This is a genomic window from Pseudovibrio sp. Alg231-02 (genome assembly GCF_900143565.1).
Taxonomy (GTDB): Bacteria; Pseudomonadota; Alphaproteobacteria; order Rhizobiales; family Stappiaceae; genus Pseudovibrio.
The window spans coordinates 1140058-1160122 of sequence record NZ_FREX01000001.1 but is presented as its reverse complement, the minus strand read 5'-3'; the positions used below and the strand labels follow the sequence as shown (position 1 = coordinate 1160122).

Genomic DNA, 20065 nt, shown 5'->3' with positions numbered 1-20065 from the left:
GCAAGGCAATGGACCAGAATTCAACACCGATTGCTGAAGGACTGATCCGCGGAGAAGACGGCAAGGACCGTTGCTGGTGGCATGGCGGAGACTCGTTCTATCAGGCCTATCATGATAACGAGTGGGGGCATCCGGTCACCAACGATATCCGCCTCTTTGAAAAAATCTGCCTCGAAGGTTTTCAGTCTGGCCTGTCTTGGATCACTATTCTGCGTAAACGCGAGAACTTCCGCGCCGGTTTTGCAGGTTTCGATTTTGAGAAGGTCGCAAAGTTCACACAAAATGACATCGAACGCCTTGTTCAGGATGCCGGCATCATCCGCCACCGCGGCAAAATTACTTCCACCATCAACAATGCCAATCGTGCTCTGGAAATGCGCGAGGAATTTGGTTCACTCGCAGCCTACTTCTGGAAGTGGGAACCAACCGCGGACCAACGCCCCGAGGTCTGTGACTACGCCAACCTCAAGACCCTCGGTAAAACCGAAATCTCCACGGCCATCTCCAAAGATCTCAAAAAACGGGGCTGGTCCTTCGTAGGTCCAACCACCGTCTACGCCTTCATGCAAGCCATGGGCATGGTCAATGACCACCTGGAAGGCTGCTGTTGCCGGGACATTGTTGAAGCCAAACGTGAGGCTCTCGTGCGTCCTGTGACGGCCTAGCAAGAGTATTGGTGATGAGGTCTATGAGGTGAGGGGGACCACTCACCTCAAACTACTGTTGCAGCTATTCCGTTAAGTCTCAATCATGCAGTGTCAGCCGGGCGCTCAAAGGTGCCTTGTGGCGGAAGGATCGCAAGAACGAGAGTTTCGCGATGCTCGAAGCCGCAACGCCGATAGATCCGCCCTGCAGGACCGTCACTGTGAGCTTGTAAAACAGGTATTGTTGCAGGTGCCTGCGCCTTAGCCCAATCTACCCCAACTGTGACGAGTGCCGCGCATATGCCGCGCTTACGATGGCTGGGGCATGTCTCAACTTCCTGAAAACGCGAAACAGCTGCGTCGGCATAGATACCCAGATCAGCAACCAAGAGATCTCCATCAAAGGCGCCAAACCAGTTCGCCAGTCCTGCCTTAATCTGTCTGCGACGGCTCTCAAAACGTTTCGACACGTAAATTCCGAAGCTATCGCGGTCATAACCTTGCTCAACAGCAGTATCGATCTGAAGCGCGATGACTTGCTTCCAGTCCTCTTCGGCCTCAATTGGGCGTATGTTGATCCCATCGGGCGTAGGAGCACGGTTGAGAGGTTGGGTCAGGCTCAGGACATCGATCTGTTCCAGCTCGTATCCAAGCTTGGACAAGGGGGCGTGCTCTGGCCCGATCTTCATATCAGGCGTATCCCACCCAAACATCGTATGCGCCGCCTCTGGAAGGTCCTTACGAAACTGCGCGATCTGCTGTTCAGGGTCGACCTTATCGCCGCGAAAGAACACCATATTGCCAGCCCAGTAATGAGGCTCATCCGGGATGCGCAGAACAATCCGGTCTGGATGCACCACAACCTCGCTAACGCTCCGCTCCACAAGGAGGTCACTGCGTACCCCCAGCGTTTGCGCCAAATCCTGTCCGTTTCCCACGTCGCGTTCCTTAAAATAACTTTTCTATCAATCAGCGCATTGCTATTGAAGAAACCCACCGCACGCAAGGGAATACCTACCTACATTAAGGGTACCCCAACATCTGTCACCAACTCGCCACCCCTCAAAGCAACCCTCGTGATTTGCGCTATAAAAAAAGCCCCGGCAAGCAATTGCCGGGGCTTCATAACTGTCCAATTTCTAATCACTTAGACAAATGCAAAGTCATCTGCATGAAGATCAGCTACAGAAACATTCTGCAGGGTGATTGAAGTGTCATCATCCACATAGATAACAGTATCCGCACCAACATCACTCGCAGCAGCAAGAACATCTGCAACACTATCGAATGTAGCTGCGAACTGGATCACATCCTCAGAACCGGCACCTGCGGTGAAGTCTGTAATGATGTCGTCGCCAAAATCTGATCTGAAGAAGAACGCATCGTCCCCAGCACCACCTTCAATCACATCATCACCATCTCCTGCAATGACGGTATCGTCACCATCTCCAGCGAAGATGGTGTCATCACCACCGTATCCATGGATCTTGTTGGCATTAGCATCGCCAGTTAAGTGGTCGCTATGCTTGTCGGTGCCCATAATGTTTTCGATAGAGACATAAACATCTCCAGCAGCATCACCTGTGTTGTTGGACTGATCTGTCAGATCCACCGTAACAGCAGACGTAGACCAACGATAGCGGACAGTATCATTGCCTTCACCACCATCAAGATAATCAGCACCAGAGCCATAAGCATTCAGCTCATCATCACCGCCACCGCCTTCTAGGCGGTCGTTGCCACTAAAGCCAAACAGCCCATTATTTCCGTCGTCTCCGACGATAACGTCATCAAAGTGAGACCCGAAAACCTGACTGATGTTTGTGAGATGATCGCCCTCTGCATGGCCGCCAGTGTTCTCGTTGGTAGCTAGATTGACATTCACACCTTCTTCCGAGAGAGTATATCTGATGCCATTGCGACCGCCGCCACCATCAATGGTGTCAGCGCCAGCGCTGCCATAGATTTCCTCATTAGCAGAAGAGCCTGTGAAGGTGTCATTCCCATCAGTGCCATGATACCTGACTCTGCCGTCTTCCTGGATGGAAAAATCCGAGAGTGTTGTCCCATTCGCAAACACAAACTTCTCAATCGGAGAGCCATTGCGTGCGCCATCCTGAATTGTCAGAACATCCGTAATCTGATCTAGAGGTTGGTCCGGGTTTGATGGGTCAATGATATAGATCTTTAGATCATTTGCTCGCTCTTCAGATACGGCAATCTTAATGTTTTCTAGTGAAATGCCATATCCAAACTGGACTGTATCATTACCTGAAGTCTCGATGATTTTATCTTTACCGTAATCTTTGTCGAAAATGTAGGTGTCATCGCCAGCTCCGCCGAATAATCTGTCTTCGCCTTTGCCTCCGTCTAGGTAATCATCGCCATTTTCACCAGCTAGTTGGTCATCATCATTGTTTCCATAAAGTTTATCATTGTCATCCCCACCACTGAGAGTATCGTTGCCATCTCCGCCTTTAAGAGTGTCGTGACCGTTGCCTGCGCTCAGGCGGTCATTTCCATCTTCACCATAGAGGCGATCATGACCATCAGTAGTAATTACTGTGTCATTGCCACCACCTGCGAAGACAACATTTGTATCGTACCCATAGTCGCTAAAATAATCATTGCCATTACCGAGTTCTGTATACTTGGACATTTTCTTCCTCAGTTTCATAAATATTTATGTATATGCAAAATGCACATAAAATTAATGCAGTTTAGAAGTTGCGCTTGGCTGACTAAAAATACAAAATTAGAGAAATCTCAGAATTTTGGGGAAATCCGGTAAAATATCAGGATCCCGAAATCTATATCTAAGCAGTGATACGTAACTTGCCGCTCATCGTGATCGTTAATGTCTATTTGACTGGTGCTGCTTGTAAAAAATAAACCCCAGCGGAGACACGCTGGGGTTTCATAAATGTTCAATTTTCCATCACTTAAACGAATGCAAAATCATCAGCATGGAGATCAGCTACAGAAACATTCTGCAGGGTGATTGAAGTGTCATCATCCACATAGATAACAGTATCCGAACCAACATCACTCGCAGCAGCAAGAACATCTGCAACATTATCGAATGTAGCTGCGAATTGGATCACATCCTCAGACCCGGCACCTGCGGTGAAGTCTGTGATGATGTCGTTACCGAAGTCTGATCTGAAGAAGAACGCATCGTCCCCAGCACCACCTTCAATCACATCATCACCATCACCTGCAATGACGGTATCATCACCAGCTCCAGCGAAGATGGTGTCATCACCGCCGTATCCATGAATCTTGTTGGCATTCGCATCACCAGTTAAGTGGTCGCTATGCTTGTCAGTGCCCATAATGTTTTCGATAGAGACATAAACATCTCCAGCAGCATCACCTGTGTTGTTGGACTGATCTGTCAGATCCACCGTAACAGCAGACGTAGACCAACGATAGCGGACAGTATCATTGCCTTCACCACCATCGAGATAGTCGGAACCATCGGCATATGCATTCAGCTCATCGTCTCCCGCACCGCCTTCCAGATGGTCGTTACCAGCTTGAGCAAATAAATAGTTGTCGTTGTCATCGCCAATCAGAACATCGTCATACCAACTACCAATAATGGCATCAATATTGGTGAGCTGGTCACCTTCAGCAAAACCACCAGTCATCACGCCTGTATCGAGGTTCACTGATACACCTTCAGTTGAAAGAAGGTAGTTCACAATATTATGGCCCTCTTTGCCATCAATTGTGTCTGCTCCAGCACTACCATAGACTTCATCTCTGCCAGTACTACCGATGAAATTATCATCTCCAGCAGTGCCATAATGTTTCGCACGTCCATCTTCTTTAAGTGCGATGTTAGAGAGGGTCGTGCCATCAGCAAACTTAAACTGCATTGATGGAGAGGTATCAAGCGCTCCGTTTCGGATTGTTAGAACATCGGTAATCTCATCGAGCGGTTTATCCGGATTTTCTGGATCAATGAGGTAGATTAAGAGGTCCTGATTTTCAGAACCGCCTGCGACAACTCGAATATGATCCAATGTAATATCTGAGCCAAACTGAACGGTATCATCACCCGAAGTGTCAGCAATAACGTCTTTGTCATAGCCTCTGTCGAAGAAGTAAGTATTGCGCCCGGCACCACCAGACAAAATGTCATCCCCAGTGCCACCATTCAGGTAATCATCACCTTCTCCACCACTTAGGCTGTCATTCCCAGCTTCTCCGTAGAGCCGATCATCGCCTGCAGCAGTTATAATAGTGTCGTTGCCTGCACCGGCTAAAACAAGGTGGTCTTCAGAACTAGTAGTAGTATAGTTCTCATCGCCACTTCCGAGTTGGATATTCATGGCCACAATCCTCGAGTTTCATAAATTTTTATAAATGTGCAGATTGCACGTAATATTTATGCAGCTCATGATTGCGTGTGGCTGACCCAAAGTGAGGTAAGAAATACAAATATTCGGTCTTGTTGGTTCGAAGAAATATTAAAATCCACAATAACTTACAGAGAATTTTCTTTTACAAGGTGCATCGCAATTTAGGATGTAAAGTTTATTCAAAACGGCTGGAGAGGTTTTCGTCATAACTTTCAGTATGTGGTTACGAAAAAGCCCCGGCACGGTAGTGCCGAGGCTTTGAAGTTTAGTGCTATACGCAAAAGTTAAGAAACAAAACTAAAATCATCAGCATGAAGACCAGCAACAACAAAGCCCTGAAGAGTAATAGAGTTGTCTTCATCCAATTGAATGATAGTATTACCTTCTTCATAACGAGCAGCAGCCATCACATCCTCGAAGGTCTCAAATACACCATCTGTGAATTGTATAATGTCGATGTGACCTTGGTTTGCATGAAAATCGATGATTGTATCATTGCCAAAGTTCTCGCCAAAAATGATTGTATCAATGCCATTACCGCAGGTAATAGTATCATCTCCAGTACCACCGGAAATCTGATTTTCACCCTTCACCGCGTCAATAATGTCATCTCCGCCAAAGCCGTTGATGATGTCATCACCATTTGTGCCCCAAAGGATCTCGGCATTATCACTTGCAGTTTCCAGAAGCTTTTTGTGGATGTCTTCCCAGGTCCAGACCGTTCCGTCGAAAAACTGAACTTCGTTGAATAACATCTTTTGACTTGAAGAGAAGAAGGCATCATCCAGACGTAACGTACCACCGTCTGCAAAGGTAAACGTCAGCGAACCACTTACGAGAACTTCGTCAGGAGAGATGGCTGCGTTAAAGATGAGTTTATTGAATGGGCCTGCCTTGCCATTTGCGTAAATAATATCATGACCATCCCCAAGACTATAGTGAACTGTGATATCGCCACCATAGTAGTGAAGGGTGTCATCATCCTTTCCACCTTCAATGTGAGATGCGCCATGGAAGACATAGAGGGTGTCGTTTCCACTGCCGCCTAGCAGCTGAATTGCATGCGGCGAACCGGCATGGAGAGTGTCATTGCCATTCCCACCATCAAGGATATCATCGCCTCCATGAGCTGCTTCGAGCAAATCATCACCATCTCCACCTTTGAGGGTATCATTTCCCTTTCCGCCAATCAGGTGGTCATCTCCGGCACCTCCAATGAGCGTATCGTCACCATCACCACCGTCTAGCAGGTCATTGCCGGTTCTACCTATCAATGTGTCATTGCCAGCTTGCCCGTAGAGACTATCGTCACCTGCGCCAGTTGTAATATAATCATCACCTCCACCAGCGTGAATGATATGGTCGTTTAAGGCATTGGTAGAGAAGTTGTCGACGCTGTCTGGAAATGTAAGTCGGGTAGCAGGTTCACCTTCACCAGCACTGTCTGCAAGCTTCTCGTTGATAACTTCCCAGTTCCAGATAGTGCCGTCTGAAAAGTGGAACTCGCCAAAAGTGAGGGGATTAGGCCCCAAAAAGAATGCATCTTTGATAAGTATGCTGCCGCCATCTTTGAATGTCAGCAGGAGGTCGAGATCATCCCGCAGGTTGCCATACTTATCTGTGCCTTCTCCCTGACGTGTAATTGTGATGTCAGCAGGAGATATCCCAGAACCAAAAATAACCTTTTGATTATAAGAGGCATCCTCATCTTGGTTGGCATGGATGGTGTCGTTGCCATCGCCAAGGTTATAGCGGAAGGTGGTGGTGCCTTCACCGTAGAAGAACTCATCGTCTCCAGCGCCACCTTCAAGGATATCAAGTCCGTTACCGGCTTTGAGGATATCATTGCCCTTGCCGCCAAGCAGTGTGTCATTCCCGTCGCCGCCGTCCAGGGTGTCATCGCCGCCATAACCCCAGAGTTTGTTATTGCCAACATCACCTGTGATGTGATCGCTGTACTTGTCGCTGCCCATGACGTTTTCAATTGAGACAAAAGTGTCGCCAGCAGCATCGCCCTCATTCTTCGTCTGATCAACAAGATTTACCGTGACGGCAGATGTTGACCAGCGATAGCGTACCGTGTCGTTCCCGCTGCCGCCATCTAGGTAGTTGTCTCCGGAACCATAGGCGTTAAGCCAATCATTACCTGCGCCGCCTTCTAGTCTGTCATTGCCGCCCAGTGCATAGAGACCGTTGTTACCGGCATCGCCGATAATCACATCATCATGTTCTGATCCATAAACAGATCGGATGTTAGAAAGCTGATCTCCTTCAGCGTCACCACCGGAACCTTCTCCGGTAATCAGGTTGACTGTTACACCCTCAGAGGAAACGTTGTATCTGATGGTGTTGTGACCGCCGCCACCATTGATGTTATCAGCTCCGGCGCTGCCATAGATATCTTCGTTAGCATCAGTGCCAACAAAAACATCATCAGTATCTGTTCCAGAAAACCTGATTTGGCCGCTGTTCGATACAGTCAGGTCTGAGAAAGCTGTCCCATCAGCAAACTCAAACCGTTCAATACCGTGATCACCAGCAATCCAGTTATCGAAGTAAAAAACATCAGCAATCTCATTAAGCGGCTGATTTGGATTGGCCGGATCGATAAGATAAAAAACCAGATCGCCACCTTCCAGGCGGATCTTAAAATCACTTAGTGTGAGGTCACCATCAAAACGAATTGTGGTGATATCAGGCGCTCCTCCAAAATAGTCTTTGCCTATTCCACGCTTGAAACCGTAGCTGTTGTCACCTTCAAGAGGCATTTTATCTGCAGCCATCTGTTTTCCTCGAATTTCATAAATATTTAAATATGTGCATTGAGCACATATAAGAAATGCACTTCAAGGTTGTGTCTAGGTGACTCAGGGAAAGAGCCAAATTTACATAAATTGGATGGATGAGTATTTTGATATTACTGTAGATGGTCTGCAGATACACAAAAACGCAGATTTACCGGAAGTAACGCAAATCAACGCAATAAAAAACGCACCCCGGTCAGAGGTGCGTTCAAAAATATTTCTCAGTGGTTTAGGTGTTAGCCTGCGACTTTTTGTGCCAGAGGATCAAACAGCGGGTTTGCTGTGTGGAACACATACTCCAGCGGCGTCACAGTCACCATTTGTGCTCCTTCTTCGCGCAGCATGTCTGCACATTCAGGCACTCTGGCAGCAGGGCAATGCAGGACTAAAGAAGAACCTTCAATGCCGAACGGGGCAACACAGCCAAGAGCAGCAACCTTCTCCAGCACCTTTGCAGGGGTTGCGACAACAGTACGCATCTCTTTGAAATTGTGAGCGTTATCCTGCGCCGTGATTCGGTCCAGCATCAAACGGGCGGCCTGCAAAGCACTCTCATTCCAGTTGGCTGTTCTGGACGCCACCAGGTGTGCCTGAGACCTGGCGATCACACCATCCTCAGGGATCTTCAGATTGTTGGCTTTCAGCGTGGAGCCAGTCGAGGTGATGTCCACCACCAACTCAGCAGAACCAGCAGCAGGTGCACCTTCAGTCGCGCCAGCACTCTCAACAATGCGGTAATCCGCAATGCCTTTTTCCGCGAAGAACTGCCGAGTATGGTTCACATACTTAGTCGCAATACGCAAGCGGCGACCATGCCGCGCCCGAAAATCTGAAGCAACATCAGCAAGATCGGACATGGTGGACACATCAATCCACGCCGTTGGAACCGCAATCACAACGTCCGCATGGCCAAAGCCAAGAGCAGTGATGATATGCGTCTTCTCCTCGGGGCGGTCGATGTTCTCGTTGACCAGATCCGTTCCGGTGATACCGAAGTGAACTGTACCTGCAGCAATCTCGCGCGCGATCTCAGAGGCCGAAAGGAAAGCGATCTCAACGCCATCCACGCCCTTTAAGGTTCCACGGTAATTGCGATCACCACCCGGACGCTTCACCTTCAAACCGGCACGTGCAAAGAATGCATGGGTCATTTCCTGAAGGCGGCCTTTGGACGGTATCGCAAGAATAAGATTAGAGCTCATCAGCTTGCTCCCTCAAAAGCGCGGTCCAGCCAGATTGTAAAGCCAACAGCAGGAACAGTACTTGGCGCACCAAGACGTTCCACCAGCTTGTTGTAGCGACCACCACCGATCACTTGTCCAAGATGCTCACTGGATTCATGATGAATTTCAAAGACAAAGTCGGTGTAGTAATCGAGGCGGCGACCGAAATCACCGGAGTACTCCAGCTTTGAAATGTCAATACCACGCGCTGCCATCAGGTCGGTACGCTTCGCCAGACGCTCAATAGAGGCATCCAGATTAAGCCCGGTCTCTTTGGCGAACCCATGCAAGGTCTCAACCGCTTTCGCAGGTGGCGGACCAGACACGTTGAGATACTCGCTCAATCGCGAGATCACATCCTTGTCCACGCCTGATCCAGCAGAAAGGGCGGCTTGCTCCATGAAGCGCTCAGCAATTTCGTGAGCTGTACGTCCACCAACAGCAGAAATGCCCGCAAGTGAAAGCACATCTTCAACAACAGCCACAGCTGCTTCTGGGTCCCGACCCTCAAGAGCAGCAAGAAAGCCCAGCTTCGCATCCGGCTTGGCTTCAACACCACTCATTCGGGTGATAACCTGATCCAGCCGGTCACGCTCACCAAACACATCACGCAGACGACGTTGCCAAACCTTTGGAATCTCAAGCGCTTGCAGAACAGCTGTAAACAGGCCTTCATCACCCACTCGAATGCGAGGGGAGGACAGGCCCAGCTTATCAGCAGTCTCTAGGGCAAGCGCCAGCATATCCGCATCAGCTTGTTCTTCATCCTCGCGGCCAATGGATTCAACACCAGCCTGCATGGTTTCACCCAGTTGCCCGGGTCGATGTCGGAAAACTTGCCCAACATAGGAGAATGCCGCAGTACGACCGGCGATACCTGTTTCCAGATAATGTCGGGCAATCGGAATAGTAAAATCAGGACGCAAGCAAAGCTCTTGTCCATCTTCCCCTGTAGTCAGGAAAAGGCGCCGCCGGAGATCTTCACCAGCCAGATCTAAAAAGATATCGGCTGGCTGTAAGATTGGCGGGGTTGCCTCTTCATAACCTGCATCCCGAAAAAGCTGGCCCAAAGCCAAGCTGCGGTTATCCCCCAATGTCATATTAGTTCTCGCTTTGGTTTTTGCGATCGTCTTCCTGTGCGGTCAGAAGCTTTTTCACTTCTGCAACAAGATCATCCCGTTTCACAGCAAACTGTGCAGGACGGCTCTCACGCCAGGTTTTGTTATCTTCAATCTCGGCAGAAAGGCGTTTGCCTTCAATGAGATCTTTGATTTGAATTTCGCCTTCTTCACGCTCTTGCGAGCCTTGAATGATGGCACAAGGTGAATTGCGTTTGTCTGCATATTGCAGCTGCTTGCCAAACTGCTTTGGGTTGCCCTGATACATTTCTGAGCGGATACCAGCAGTGCGAAGCTCCTGAACCATGGCTTGGTAGTGTGCAAGGGAGTCAACGTCCTTGTCCATCACACATACAACCACTGGGCCTGCAACTTCTTCCTGCCCAAGCTTGCCGAGCATAGTGAGTGCTGACATCAGACGGGAAACACCAACAGAGAAGCCGGTAGAAGGTACAGGCTGGCTCATGAAGCGGGAAACGAGGCCGTCGTAACGCCCGCCACCACCAACAGAGCCAAAGCGCACAGGGCGGCCTTTATCGTCTTTCACTTCAAAGGTCAGCTCAGCTTCATAAACAGGGCCGGTGTAGTATTCCAAACCGCGCACAACAGATGGGTCAATGAGAACACGGCCATCGGTGTAGTCAGCTGCATCAAACAGCTTGCCCATGGTTGCTAGCTCTTCAACGCCTTCTGCACCAGTTTTGCTGTCTGCGATCAAACCACGAAGGTTCTCGATGGTCTGGTCAGTGGTTTCCCCGCCAGCTTCCACAAAGGCAAGAACCTTTTCCGCTTCCGCTTCGCCAAGGCCAGCACCCTTGGTAAAGTCGCCGGAAGCATCTTTACGGCCTTCACCCAAAAGCAGCTTAACGCCTTCAACACCAAGACGATCCAGTTTATCGACAGCCCGTAGAACGGTCAGGCGGGTTTCAGCGTGTTCGTCACCGGAAAGGCCGATCACTTCCATCACACCGTCCAGAACCTTGCGGTTGTTCACGCGGATCACGTAGTCACCACGAGCAATGCCGAGGCGCTCCATCGTGTCGGACGCCATCATGCAGATTTCAGCATCAGCAGAGACAGAAGGTGCACCAATCGTATCTGCATCAAACTGCATGAACTGGCGGAAACGACCTGGTCCTGGCTTCTCATTTCGGAATACATAACCAGCGCGGTAGCTGCGGTAAGGCTTTGGCAGGCTTTCGAAATTCTCGGCCACATGACGGGCGAGGGGCGCGGTCAGGTCGTACCGCAGGCTCATCCATTGCTCGTCATCATCTTGTAGCGAAAACACACCAGCGTTCGGACGGTCCTGATCTGGCAAGAACTTGCCAAGAGCATCAGTGTACTCGAACATTGGAGTTTCCACGGGCTCAAAGCCGTAAAGCTCATAAGTCTGCTTGATAACGGAGAGCATCTGCTCCATCGCCTGCAGTTCAGCTGGACCGCGATCTACAAATCCACGCGGTAAACGAGCTTTGAGCTTGGCACTTTTCTTTTTTGCCATGAGGCCGTCTCATCCATGAAATAAAAGGGTTGTTGCAAACGCTTCCCGCAATAAGTCCCCAGAACGCACCAAGGGAAGCATGCTGTTGTCAGTCTCCTAGCCCATTGAGCAGGGGAGGGCAAGGCGCGAAGCGGGTGCAATCCGGCGCAAATTTCCCAATCAATACTTGCAATAGCGTCAAGAGAAGCTAAGGTCGCCCCAAAAAATGGAAGGACCATTCCCTTACGCATGCAAAGGAAGGTCTGCACACTGGAGAAATCATGGTGTCAAACACCAACTACGAACCAACTGAAATCAGCAAATCCGAAGGTCGTGTTACAGGTCCGGCAGAGCTAACCGTTGTATTGCCGACTTATAACGAAAGCAAAAACGTTCCCATCGTGGTTGAGCTGCTGGACAAAGCGCTCGCTGGTGCAGCTTGGGAAGTTATTGTTGTTGATGATAATTCTCCAGATGGAACCTCTAAAGTCACTGCTGACATTGCGCAGCAAGACCCTCGTGTTCGTATTGTTCAGCGTATTGGTCGTCGTGGTTTGTCCGGCGCATGCATTGAAGGCATGCTGGCCTCCAGCTCCAAATTTGTAGCTGTGATGGATGCTGACCTTCAGCACGACGAGAGCCTGTTGCCCAAGATGCTCGAAGCACTTCGTTCTGAAAGCTACGACATCTGCGTTGCCTCCCGCCATGTGGAAGGTGGGGATGTTGGGACGGGTTTGTCCTCAATTCGTGCATGGGGCTCCAATCTTGCCAACAATCTGGCACGTAAGTTTCTTAAAGTGGAACTGTCCGACCCGATGAGCGGCTTCTTCATGCTGCGTCGTGACAGGTTTGTTGAGCTGGCTCCGCGTTTGTCGTCCCAAGGCTTCAAAATCATGCTCGATATTGTCGCCAGCGGAAAAGGCGCTCTGCGTGTGAAAGAACTGCCTTTCGTTTTTCGTGAGCGTCAGCATGGTGAAAGTAAGCTCGATACACTAGTGACCATGGATTACCTTGGTTTGCTGGTTTCCAAAATCTTCGATGACAAGATTTCAGTCCGTTTTCTTATGTACTCCATGGTCGGTGGAACAGGTGTCGTCGTTCACCTTATCGCACTGAAGATCTTCCTTGCCGCCTTCGGCATGCCATTTGGCCTCTCTCAGTTGGTTGCAACCTTTGTGGCCATGTCCTCGAACTTTTTCCTCAACAACCGCCTGACCTATCGCGACCGTCGTTTGACAGGACTTGCATGGATCAAAGGTCTGCTCACATTCTATGTGATCTGTAGCTTTGGTATTTTGGCAAACGTTGGTGTGGCAGAGTTGATCTACACGAACAAACCAATCTGGTGGTTTGCTGGTGCTGCTGGTGCCGTTATGGGTGCGGTTTGGAACTACGTCGTTTCCAACGCTCTGACATGGCGCAAAGGCTAAAGCGTTTCTTCTAATAGTGAGAGAAGCTTTTCACAGGAAGAAACGCAGGAAACCAAAGTTAAAGCACTTTGAGGAAAGCATTTAAATGCAGGACAATCCCGCAGGAAAGCCGCTGAGCTTTTGGTTGCGCCCGACCAATCTGATCCTGATTGTCGCCGCGCTGTCTTTGGCACGGCTGGCAACTGGTATGAATGTCGATCTGGTTGAGGATGAAGCCTACTATCGTTTGTGGGGGCTGTATCCTGCACTGGGTTATTACGATCACCCGCCAATGGTCGCTTACTGGATCTGGCTTGGTCAATCCTTGTTCGGTGACACGGCACTTGGCGTTCGCTTCATCAGTATCCTGTCTGCTGCAATCGGTTCCCTTGCGCTCTGGCGAACTGCAAAAATCCTATATGATACCCATGTCGCTGGCTGGACAGTCCTGTTTTTCAACGCAAGTTTGCTGATTGGTGTCGGCTCACTTTTAGCTACGCCTGACGCCCCCTCTGTTTTCTTCTGGGGACTGGCTTTGTGGGCCATGGCAGAGCTGACGGTATCCAAAAATGCTAACTGGTGGATCCTCGCTGGTATCTTTGCAGGATTAGGCCTTCTTTCAAAATACTCCGTGTTGTTCCTGGGGGTAGGAATTATTCTCTGGCTGGTGTGGGTGCCGGAGAACCGCAGATACTTCCTGTCCTGGCAGTTGTGGCTCGGCGGAGCACTGGCAATCGCGATCTTCTCTCCAGTACTTTACTGGAACTCGCAGCATGAGTGGATTTCTTTTGTAAAGCAGTTTGGGCGTTCTGTACCAGAAGGGTACTCCGTCAAATACGTTGGCGAGTTCATCGGTGCTGTTGCAGGCCTGCTGAACCCGCTCGTCTTCATCATTGCGATGGTTGGTGCATGGCGCGTCATTCGCAAAATGATAAAGCAAGACAACACGGCCAGCCTGCTGGTTCTGACGGTCCTGCCGTTCCTTATTTACCTGCTCTTCCATTCACTCCATTCGCGTGTTCAGGGCAACTGGCCAGCACCAATGTATCCGACACTGGCCCTGTTCGCTGGTATTGCGGCAGCTTATCCGCCTGCCAATGTTGGTCGCTGGTTCAAGGCGCTTGCCCCGACTGCAGTCGGCCTGGGTGTCGTTGTTGCTGGCTTGGTCTATATCCACGCCTACACCCCGCTCAACACATCTCTGGGCCGTAAAGATCCAACGCACCAGATGCGCGGCTGGCAAGACATTGGCGATGAATTGACCGAGTTGGCAGACGCGAATGACATCAATTGGATTGGCACAACCAGCTATGGTTTGACGGGCCAAATGTCGAATGCGCTCAATAAGACAGACCTCAAAGTCTATGGAATTCCTGAGCGAATGCGCTATGCAATGATTCCCGATAATCTCCAAAATCCTGAAAATAGTGACATGCTGTACGTCACCGAGGAAAGAAGAGACCGCTCTCAAAAGCTGAAAGCCAACTTCAATCAGGTTGAGCTGCTGAAGACCATCCCCCGAGAGAATAAGGGATTATTCGGAAAAACAGCTATTGAAAATGTACGGGTCTATCGACTATCAGACCCGAAACAGCCCCTGAAATCCAACTGAAACAGCTGAGATTCCGTTGCGTTAAATTTGCAGGCTTTGTTAAATGTACTCCTGAACCTTTTGGATTGGGAGATCCGCGCGATGAAGCGCATCCTCTTGACGAGTCTCGAATTTGGGCAAAGCTACGGTGTTGACCGGGCGATCTGCGATCTAATCATCGCAGGTCGGCTTTCTGCTGTAGGCTGTGTTGTCACTGGCAAGATGTGGTCGAGGGAGTTCTATCAGCTGCGTGACGTGGTTGCCTGGGCCGAACATGAAACCATGGTCGGTCTGACAGTCACACTGACAAAGCCCGCCGGACCGCTCACCGATTTTGGCCGGACCGTATTCGGAGAGACGTTCCCCGCGCCGTGGTGGTATGCAATGCGCAGCCCCATGAAGATGCTGCCGGAAGAGGCGATCGCCGCTGAGATCGCCGCACAAGTGGATCTCTTCGAAGAGGTCTATGCCCGTCCGCCAGCATTTGTTGCCATTCAGGGAAACCTCGCAAAGCATCCTGCCGTGCATTCAGCGCTCATCACGGTGCTCAGCATGATGGCAGGACGAGAGCCTGCACTGGTACTGCCTGCTGGTGTTAGTCGATCGAGCAACTCCATTTCAAAGCGCGCCACCAAAGCCGGATTAGAAACTATATTCTCAGGTCCAGATCTGCCTATGGCTGATGAGGACACGGATCTGAGAGATTTCTTTTGGCACGGAATCAATGAGGCACAGGATTCGGCGATGGTCCTATGTCGGCCATCCTATCCTGAAGAGCAGGCCCAACCCGTCAAAAAGAAAAACGTACGCCAGAGCTCATCCCGTGAGAACCAGCTGAAGTTCCTGATAAGTGAGGAATTTCCGTTTCTTTTGATGGAAAAAGATATCTTCTTGTTCTAAGAACGATCTCTTCCTGCGGTTGAAGAGATCGTTCCTTTTGAATTTGCCATAAACGTTGGGGTATTTATGAACACCCCTAATTTGCCTAAAACTAAAGAACATCTCTGTGACTCCGGTCACAAAATGGCCGCATGATAGACCTAATTAAAATCATCAATTATATTGATGCAGCTTAAACTAAAAAACTGAATCTACGGCGCGTCAGGATCTTGTGGCAAGATGACAAAGTTCAAAGAACTCCTTCAAAACAGCTTTTCACTGTCGGGTTTGGCTGAGGAACACGCACACGGTCTCTCTGAGATAGCTCAGCCTATGTCATTGAAATCCGGCGCAGTTCTCTTCAAGGCCGGAGATCCGGGCAATGGCTGTTACGCAATCATCGAAGGCAGCATGAAAGTCTCCGTCGTCTCGTTGGATGGCAGTGAGCAGCTGCTCGCAGTTCTCGGGCAGGGCTCTCTGGTAGGTGAAATTGCTTTGCTTGACGGCAGTGAGCGTTCCGCTACCGTTACGGCACTCAAGCCAAGCCAGCTTGCATTTATCTCCAAAGCTGCATTTTATCGCTACGCCGATGAAAACCCCGCTGTTTACCGTCACATGCTGCAGATCGTAGCGACTCGCCTGCGTCGTTCAAACGATGCACTCGCTGCACGGTCCTTCTTGCCACTCAATGGCCGGGTTGCGCAGACGCTGCTGCAACTCTCTGAAACATTTGGCAAAAAAGTCGACAGCAACAAAATTCTTGTTCACTATAAGATCTCTCAGGCTGAAATCGCCAATATGGCTGGTGGGGCTCGGGAGAACGTCAGCCGCGTCCTCAATGTCTGGAAGAGAGAAGGTGTAATCAGCCGCCTCTCTGGATATTACTGCCTCGAAAAGCCGGAGGTGCTACGAGCTGCCGCAGAGCTTTAAACTCGGTATTTGAGTAAAAGTGACCCGAAGTAACAAGAAGGGCATGGGCCTTGTTCTTGCAAGGCTCCTGAAACACCGAGATGACCTATCAGCATTTTGACATTCGCCCGCAGGACGAGTGCACACCAATCCATCCTGACCTGACGCATTCTCAAGTGCGTGCTTTGGTTGCCAGTCATTCAGAAAAACTCCGTCACAATGGCGAGCTGGCATCGGTCTACCAAAATAGCATGAAGTGCGACTGGGAGGATTACGAAGCTCAGGCCGTGCGGTTCTGGTGCTCCGCTCTCATGAAAGACAGAAGCTATTCTGGCCGTCCACTTGGCAAGTATCGTGGTGCTGCAAAGCAGGTATGCAGTGATGATATTGCCAGCTGGTTGAAATTATTCGAGAATGCAGTAGATGAATGCGTTGCTGAAACCGCTCGGGCCAACACCAAGAAATGTGCGACCCAGGTTGTTGATTGCTTCCATATGGCGATGATCCCTGCTTGAGTAGTTGAGCTTCGCCATGCATAGCATTTCCTCTGGTGGATCTACGGAGCTTTAGAACTATGAATGATACAAGAGACGCTGTCGAAGAAGAGCAGCCAATTGGTGAACTGACCACGCGCACAATGGCGATGCCGGCAGACACCAATGCTTCTGGCGATATCTTCGGCGGTTGGGTTGTCTCTCAAATGGATATTGCCGCCGGTATTGCAGCAAGCCAGTGCGCCATGGAGCGCGTTGTGACTGTTGCGATCGACAGCATGACCTTTATCCGCCCTGTTAAAGTGGGCGATGTAATGTGTGTCTACTCCAACGTGCTCCGTGTTGGCAGAACCTCTGTAACGCTTGCCATTGAGGCCTGGGCTTTACGCCACCGCTTTGGCTATCGTGAGAAGGTGACGAATGCTCAGTTCACCTTTGTTGCTGTTGACGATGACGGCAAACCTATTGTGATCTCTGAAGAGCAACGTGCTAAATACAACAAGGCTTAAGCGGATCGCGGACCAGGAACAGGAAACAAGCAGTGTCATCAAAAATTCCCGTTATGTCAGCGCGTGAACGGACACCGCTTGATCCTTCCATCACACCTGCCCAGATCAATCATCTGGTTGAGAGTTTTTACGGCAAGGTCCGCCAGCACGAAACGCTTGGACCGATCTTCCTGAGAGAGATGGGTGAGGACTGGGGTCCGCATCTACACAAGATGAAGCACTTTTGGGCGTCTGTTCTGCTAAAAACTGGATCGTATAAAGGCAAGCCGGTTCCCGCTCACGCGAGGATTCAAGGGGTCACCACTGAGAACTTCCATGAGTGGATGGACCTGTTTGAAGACGAAGTCTATGCGATTTTCTCACCAGAAGCCGCACCGCTTCTTCTGGCAACTGCACAGCGCATCGCACAGAGCCTGTGGCTTGCAATGTTCGCAGACCCGTTTGCCACGCCTCCCGCAAAATTCGGCAGCCGCGCAGCTTAAAAATCAGTTCTTATTTTAGTGCAGCTTAACTAGCTCGGGAATTTCTTTTTCGAGCGCAGTGCGTTTTGCCTGAAATACTCACGCAAGGCTTCCAGTTCTTCAGGACGACGACGTGCAGTATCCGCAAACAGGCGCTCGTCAACAACCGTGTGACAGCCTTCTGCCCAAAGCCGAAGCAGCACAGCAAACCGGTCGGAGCGCTCGTCATTGGTCAGCGGCGTATTCGGCTGGCGTGTGGAGTTGGAAAGCAGTCGGCTGCGCAGCCCTTTTTCTAAAATCAGGCAATCCAGCAAATAGGCAGCAGTAAACTCGTCGGCAAGGTGTGCGACGGCTTCCCTCAAAGATTGAGGCACATATTCAGATACATACGATTGCCATGCAGACTGTGGCTGACCAGCAATATCAAACATTAAATCCTCCATCGGTTTCCCGAGGAGGACTGGCGCAAAATCCATTGAAACTACCGCTTGGTTGTTACGAATGATGAAGACAGCGTCCTCACTTCGAAACCACATCCCTTTTGGCGGAGACCACCTTGCCCGGTTAGGCAGGTTGGCGAGGGCGCCAGCCCTTCTCTTGATGATGCGTAGGATTTGGCACGAAAATGAGGCAATTGCAAGTGGGCACCTTTCCTTTGTTCTTTGTCCACACTTTCAAACTTACGTTGTGTCGTATTCTAGCACCACAAAACGCAACTTCCGCTAAGTGAATATCTTCAATTTTTGTGGTTCTATAAACCGAATTCCCGTCATATCTGAGTATTCTCCTCAGACTTTGAATGAGCGCATAGTGACGGCTCAAAAAGGTAGAGCATTTCAAATATTCCGATAAATTTTCTCAGTCAAATTTCTAAGCCCTTCAGGAAGGAAATAAATGATGTGCACCACAAAGCCCGTTCTCTTTGGAGTCCTGATAGGGTGCGCTTACGCCTTGCTGCTAACCACATCTCTGGCGGCAACGACCACCAAAATGGTCGATGGTGTCAAAACAGAGTTTGTGGAGCAGGTCTCTGAAGAGCAGAAAACTCTGGCTCGCAACGCTGAAGTTGTGGTCATGCCCAAAGGCTTCCACATCGAACCTTATGCAGCCGTGCCAGATGCCCGCCATATGGCCGTTGCGCCTGATGGCAAAACTGTCTTTGTAGGAACGACCACGGACAGAGTCTGGGTCGTTACTCCGAATGAAGAGGGCAAGAAAGCTGCAGAAGTTCGTCAATTCGCTCCAGATCAATCCTTCATCATCCCAAATGGTGTGTGCTTCACAAAAGATGGCTCATTAGTCCTTGCTGAGCAAAACCGTGTCCTGAGTTTTCCGAACGCATTGGAAAACAAAGAGCAGGGCAAGCCAGCGGTGAAGGTGCTGGTCGGCAAGGGTATGCTTATCCCTCCCTCTGAAGAAAGCTATAATCACTCCTCCCGCGTGTGTGATCAGGGTCCGGATGACCGCATCTACATCTCTCTTGGCCAGCCTTACAACGTCCCGCCCAAGATGAAGCTGAAGCTTTATGACAGCCTCGGCATCGGCGGCATTATCTCCATCACGGCAGATGGTATGGACCGTCAGGTCTACGCGACGGGGATCAGAAACTCCGTGGGCCTGGAGTTCCATCCAAACTCCGGCAATCTCTGGTTTACCGACAATCAGGTGGACGGCATGGGAGATGACATCCCGCCCGAAGAGCTGAACAAAGCCACCGAGCCGGGCAAGAACTACGGTTTCCCATGGTATGGCGGCGGAACGGTTCGTACCCCGCACTACATTGATGAGCCTGTCCCAAGTGGCGTGGTGAACCCGGAAGTCGAGCTAGATGCTCACGCCGCAAGTTTGGGCATGACATTCTATCAGGGCGATATGTTCCCTGAAGAATACAAGGGCGGTGTCTTCATCGCGCAGCACGGCTCATGGGACCGCTCAGTGCCAATTGGCGCACGTGTGGTGTTTGTGCCCATCAACGAGAAAGAAGAAGCTGGCGCCCCAAGTATTGTCGCAACAGGCTGGATTGATGCCAGCGGCGATTATCTGGGCCGTCCGGTAGACGTGGTCGAGCTTGGCGACGGATCCTTGTTGATCTCTGATGACTCTGCCGGAGGGATCTATCGCATGTACTACGAAGACTAGGGATCTCCTCTGACATGCGACAACACACCTAA

17 protein-coding genes and 1 riboswitch are annotated in these 20065 nt (G+C 50.2%); of the genes, 9 read left to right on the top strand and 8 right to left on the bottom strand.

The genetic code is table 11. The annotated features are described in order from the left end of the window. Positions 1-8 precede the first annotated feature (8 nt). The gene (locus DHN43_RS05100; protein WP_108818013.1) at positions 9-665 is read left to right on the top strand and encodes a DNA-3-methyladenine glycosylase I; all 657 of its coding nucleotides are present in this window, start codon (positions 9-11) and stop codon (positions 663-665) included. Positions 666-748: 83 nt separating this feature from the next. Here DHN43_RS05100 and DHN43_RS05095 read toward each other — a convergent pair whose 3' ends face one another. The 7 genes from DHN43_RS05095 to hisS form a co-directional block, all read right to left on the bottom strand. Then, entirely contained in the window at positions 749-1582 is an 834-nt protein-coding gene (locus tag DHN43_RS05095; protein ID WP_208994825.1) for a GNAT family N-acetyltransferase, read from the bottom strand. Positions 1583-1791: 209 nt separating this feature from the next. Continuing rightward, complete coding sequence (locus tag DHN43_RS05090; RefSeq protein ID WP_159096787.1) at positions 1792-3303, bottom strand: calcium-binding protein; 1512 nt, start codon at positions 3301-3303, stop codon at positions 1792-1794. A gap of 283 nt (positions 3304-3586) precedes the next feature. After that, positions 3587-4984: a calcium-binding protein gene (locus DHN43_RS05085; protein ID WP_108817900.1), complete on the bottom strand. Its 1398-nt coding sequence runs from the start codon at positions 4982-4984 to the stop codon at positions 3587-3589. Positions 4985-5298: 314 nt separating this feature from the next. Next, on the bottom strand, positions 5299-7797 hold the full coding sequence (locus tag DHN43_RS05080; protein WP_108817899.1) for a calcium-binding protein: 2499 nt from the start codon (positions 7795-7797) through the stop codon (positions 5299-5301). A gap of 257 nt (positions 7798-8054) precedes the next feature. Continuing rightward, the gene (gene hisG / locus DHN43_RS05075) at positions 8055-9020 is read right to left on the bottom strand and encodes an ATP phosphoribosyltransferase (protein ID WP_108817898.1); all 966 of its coding nucleotides are present in this window, start codon (positions 9018-9020) and stop codon (positions 8055-8057) included. Further along, a complete protein-coding gene (locus tag DHN43_RS05070; protein ID WP_108817897.1) occupies positions 9020-10141 on the bottom strand; it encodes an ATP phosphoribosyltransferase regulatory subunit in 1122 nt (373 codons plus the stop codon). Before DHN43_RS05070 ends, hisG begins: the two co-directional genes overlap by 1 nt. A 1-nt stretch (position 10142) precedes the next feature. After that, the gene (gene hisS / locus DHN43_RS05065) at positions 10143-11663 is read right to left on the bottom strand and encodes a histidine--tRNA ligase (RefSeq protein WP_108817896.1); all 1521 of its coding nucleotides are present in this window, start codon (positions 11661-11663) and stop codon (positions 10143-10145) included. A gap of 260 nt (positions 11664-11923) precedes the next feature. Between hisS and DHN43_RS05060 the strand changes: the two genes are divergently transcribed. From DHN43_RS05060 to DHN43_RS05030, 7 genes are all read left to right on the top strand, one after another. Further along, positions 11924-13072, top strand: coding sequence for a glycosyltransferase (locus DHN43_RS05060; protein WP_108817895.1), 1149 nt, complete (start codon positions 11924-11926; stop codon positions 13070-13072). An 85-nt stretch (positions 13073-13157) separates the two neighbouring features. Then, entirely contained in the window at positions 13158-14663 is a 1506-nt protein-coding gene (locus tag DHN43_RS05055) for an ArnT family glycosyltransferase (RefSeq protein ID WP_108817894.1), read from the top strand. Positions 14664-14744: 81 nt separating this feature from the next. After that, entirely contained in the window at positions 14745-15542 is a 798-nt protein-coding gene (locus tag DHN43_RS05050) for a ChbG/HpnK family deacetylase (protein ID WP_208980505.1), read from the top strand. Between the two features lie 219 nt (positions 15543-15761). Beyond that, on the top strand, positions 15762-16451 hold the full coding sequence (locus DHN43_RS05045) for a Crp/Fnr family transcriptional regulator (RefSeq protein WP_008552228.1): 690 nt from the start codon (positions 15762-15764) through the stop codon (positions 16449-16451). Between the two features lie 80 nt (positions 16452-16531). Further along, on the top strand, positions 16532-16945 hold the full coding sequence (locus DHN43_RS05040) for a group III truncated hemoglobin (RefSeq protein ID WP_063293700.1): 414 nt from the start codon (positions 16532-16534) through the stop codon (positions 16943-16945). 59 nt (positions 16946-17004) lie between these two features. After that, the gene (locus tag DHN43_RS05035; RefSeq protein WP_057463735.1) at positions 17005-17433 is read left to right on the top strand and encodes an acyl-CoA thioesterase; all 429 of its coding nucleotides are present in this window, start codon (positions 17005-17007) and stop codon (positions 17431-17433) included. A 32-nt stretch (positions 17434-17465) separates the two neighbouring features. After that, positions 17466-17915 (top strand): group III truncated hemoglobin, encoded by a 450-nt coding sequence (locus DHN43_RS05030; RefSeq protein ID WP_244273181.1) that lies wholly within the window; start codon positions 17466-17468, stop codon positions 17913-17915. 29 nt (positions 17916-17944) lie between these two features. On the opposite strand, the gene DHN43_RS05025 is transcribed toward DHN43_RS05030, so the two are convergent. Beyond that, entirely contained in the window at positions 17945-18325 is a 381-nt protein-coding gene (locus DHN43_RS05025) for a hypothetical protein (RefSeq protein ID WP_208988127.1), read from the bottom strand. Between the two features lie 47 nt (positions 18326-18372). After that, positions 18373-18503, bottom strand: a riboswitch (SAM-I-IV-variant riboswitch). A gap of 288 nt (positions 18504-18791) precedes the next feature. Here DHN43_RS05025 and DHN43_RS05020 point away from each other — a divergent pair. Then, on the top strand, positions 18792-20033 hold the full coding sequence (locus tag DHN43_RS05020) for a PQQ-dependent sugar dehydrogenase (RefSeq protein ID WP_108818011.1): 1242 nt from the start codon (positions 18792-18794) through the stop codon (positions 20031-20033). The last annotated feature ends 32 nt before the right edge of the window (positions 20034-20065 follow it).

Coding starts and splice junctions, on each gene's coding strand:
- DHN43_RS05100 (WP_108818013.1), top strand. CDS start 9: ATGGACCAGAATTCAACACCGATTGCTGAAGGACTGATCCGCGGAGAA.
- DHN43_RS05090 (WP_159096787.1), bottom strand. CDS start 3,303: ATGTCCAAGTATACAGAACTCGGTAATGGCAATGATTATTTTAGCGAC.
- DHN43_RS05085 (WP_108817900.1), bottom strand. CDS start 4,984: ATGAATATCCAACTCGGAAGTGGCGATGAGAACTATACTACTACTAGT.
- DHN43_RS05080 (WP_108817899.1), bottom strand. CDS start 7,797: ATGGCTGCAGATAAAATGCCTCTTGAAGGTGACAACAGCTACGGTTTC.
- hisG (WP_108817898.1), bottom strand. CDS start 9,020: ATGAGCTCTAATCTTATTCTTGCGATACCGTCCAAAGGCCGCCTTCAG.
- DHN43_RS05070 (WP_108817897.1), bottom strand. CDS start 10,141: ATGACATTGGGGGATAACCGCAGCTTGGCTTTGGGCCAGCTTTTTCGG.
- hisS (WP_108817896.1), bottom strand. CDS start 11,663: ATGGCAAAAAAGAAAAGTGCCAAGCTCAAAGCTCGTTTACCGCGTGGA.
- DHN43_RS05060 (WP_108817895.1), top strand. CDS start 11,924: ATGGTGTCAAACACCAACTACGAACCAACTGAAATCAGCAAATCCGAA.
- DHN43_RS05055 (WP_108817894.1), top strand. CDS start 13,158: ATGCAGGACAATCCCGCAGGAAAGCCGCTGAGCTTTTGGTTGCGCCCG.
- DHN43_RS05050 (WP_208980505.1), top strand. CDS start 14,745: ATGAAGCGCATCCTCTTGACGAGTCTCGAATTTGGGCAAAGCTACGGT.
- DHN43_RS05045 (WP_008552228.1), top strand. CDS start 15,762: ATGACAAAGTTCAAAGAACTCCTTCAAAACAGCTTTTCACTGTCGGGT.
- DHN43_RS05040 (WP_063293700.1), top strand. CDS start 16,532: ATGACCTATCAGCATTTTGACATTCGCCCGCAGGACGAGTGCACACCA.
- DHN43_RS05035 (WP_057463735.1), top strand. CDS start 17,005: ATGAATGATACAAGAGACGCTGTCGAAGAAGAGCAGCCAATTGGTGAA.
- DHN43_RS05025 (WP_208988127.1), bottom strand. CDS start 18,325: ATGTTTGATATTGCTGGTCAGCCACAGTCTGCATGGCAATCGTATGTA.
- DHN43_RS05020 (WP_108818011.1), top strand. CDS start 18,792: ATGTGCACCACAAAGCCCGTTCTCTTTGGAGTCCTGATAGGGTGCGCT.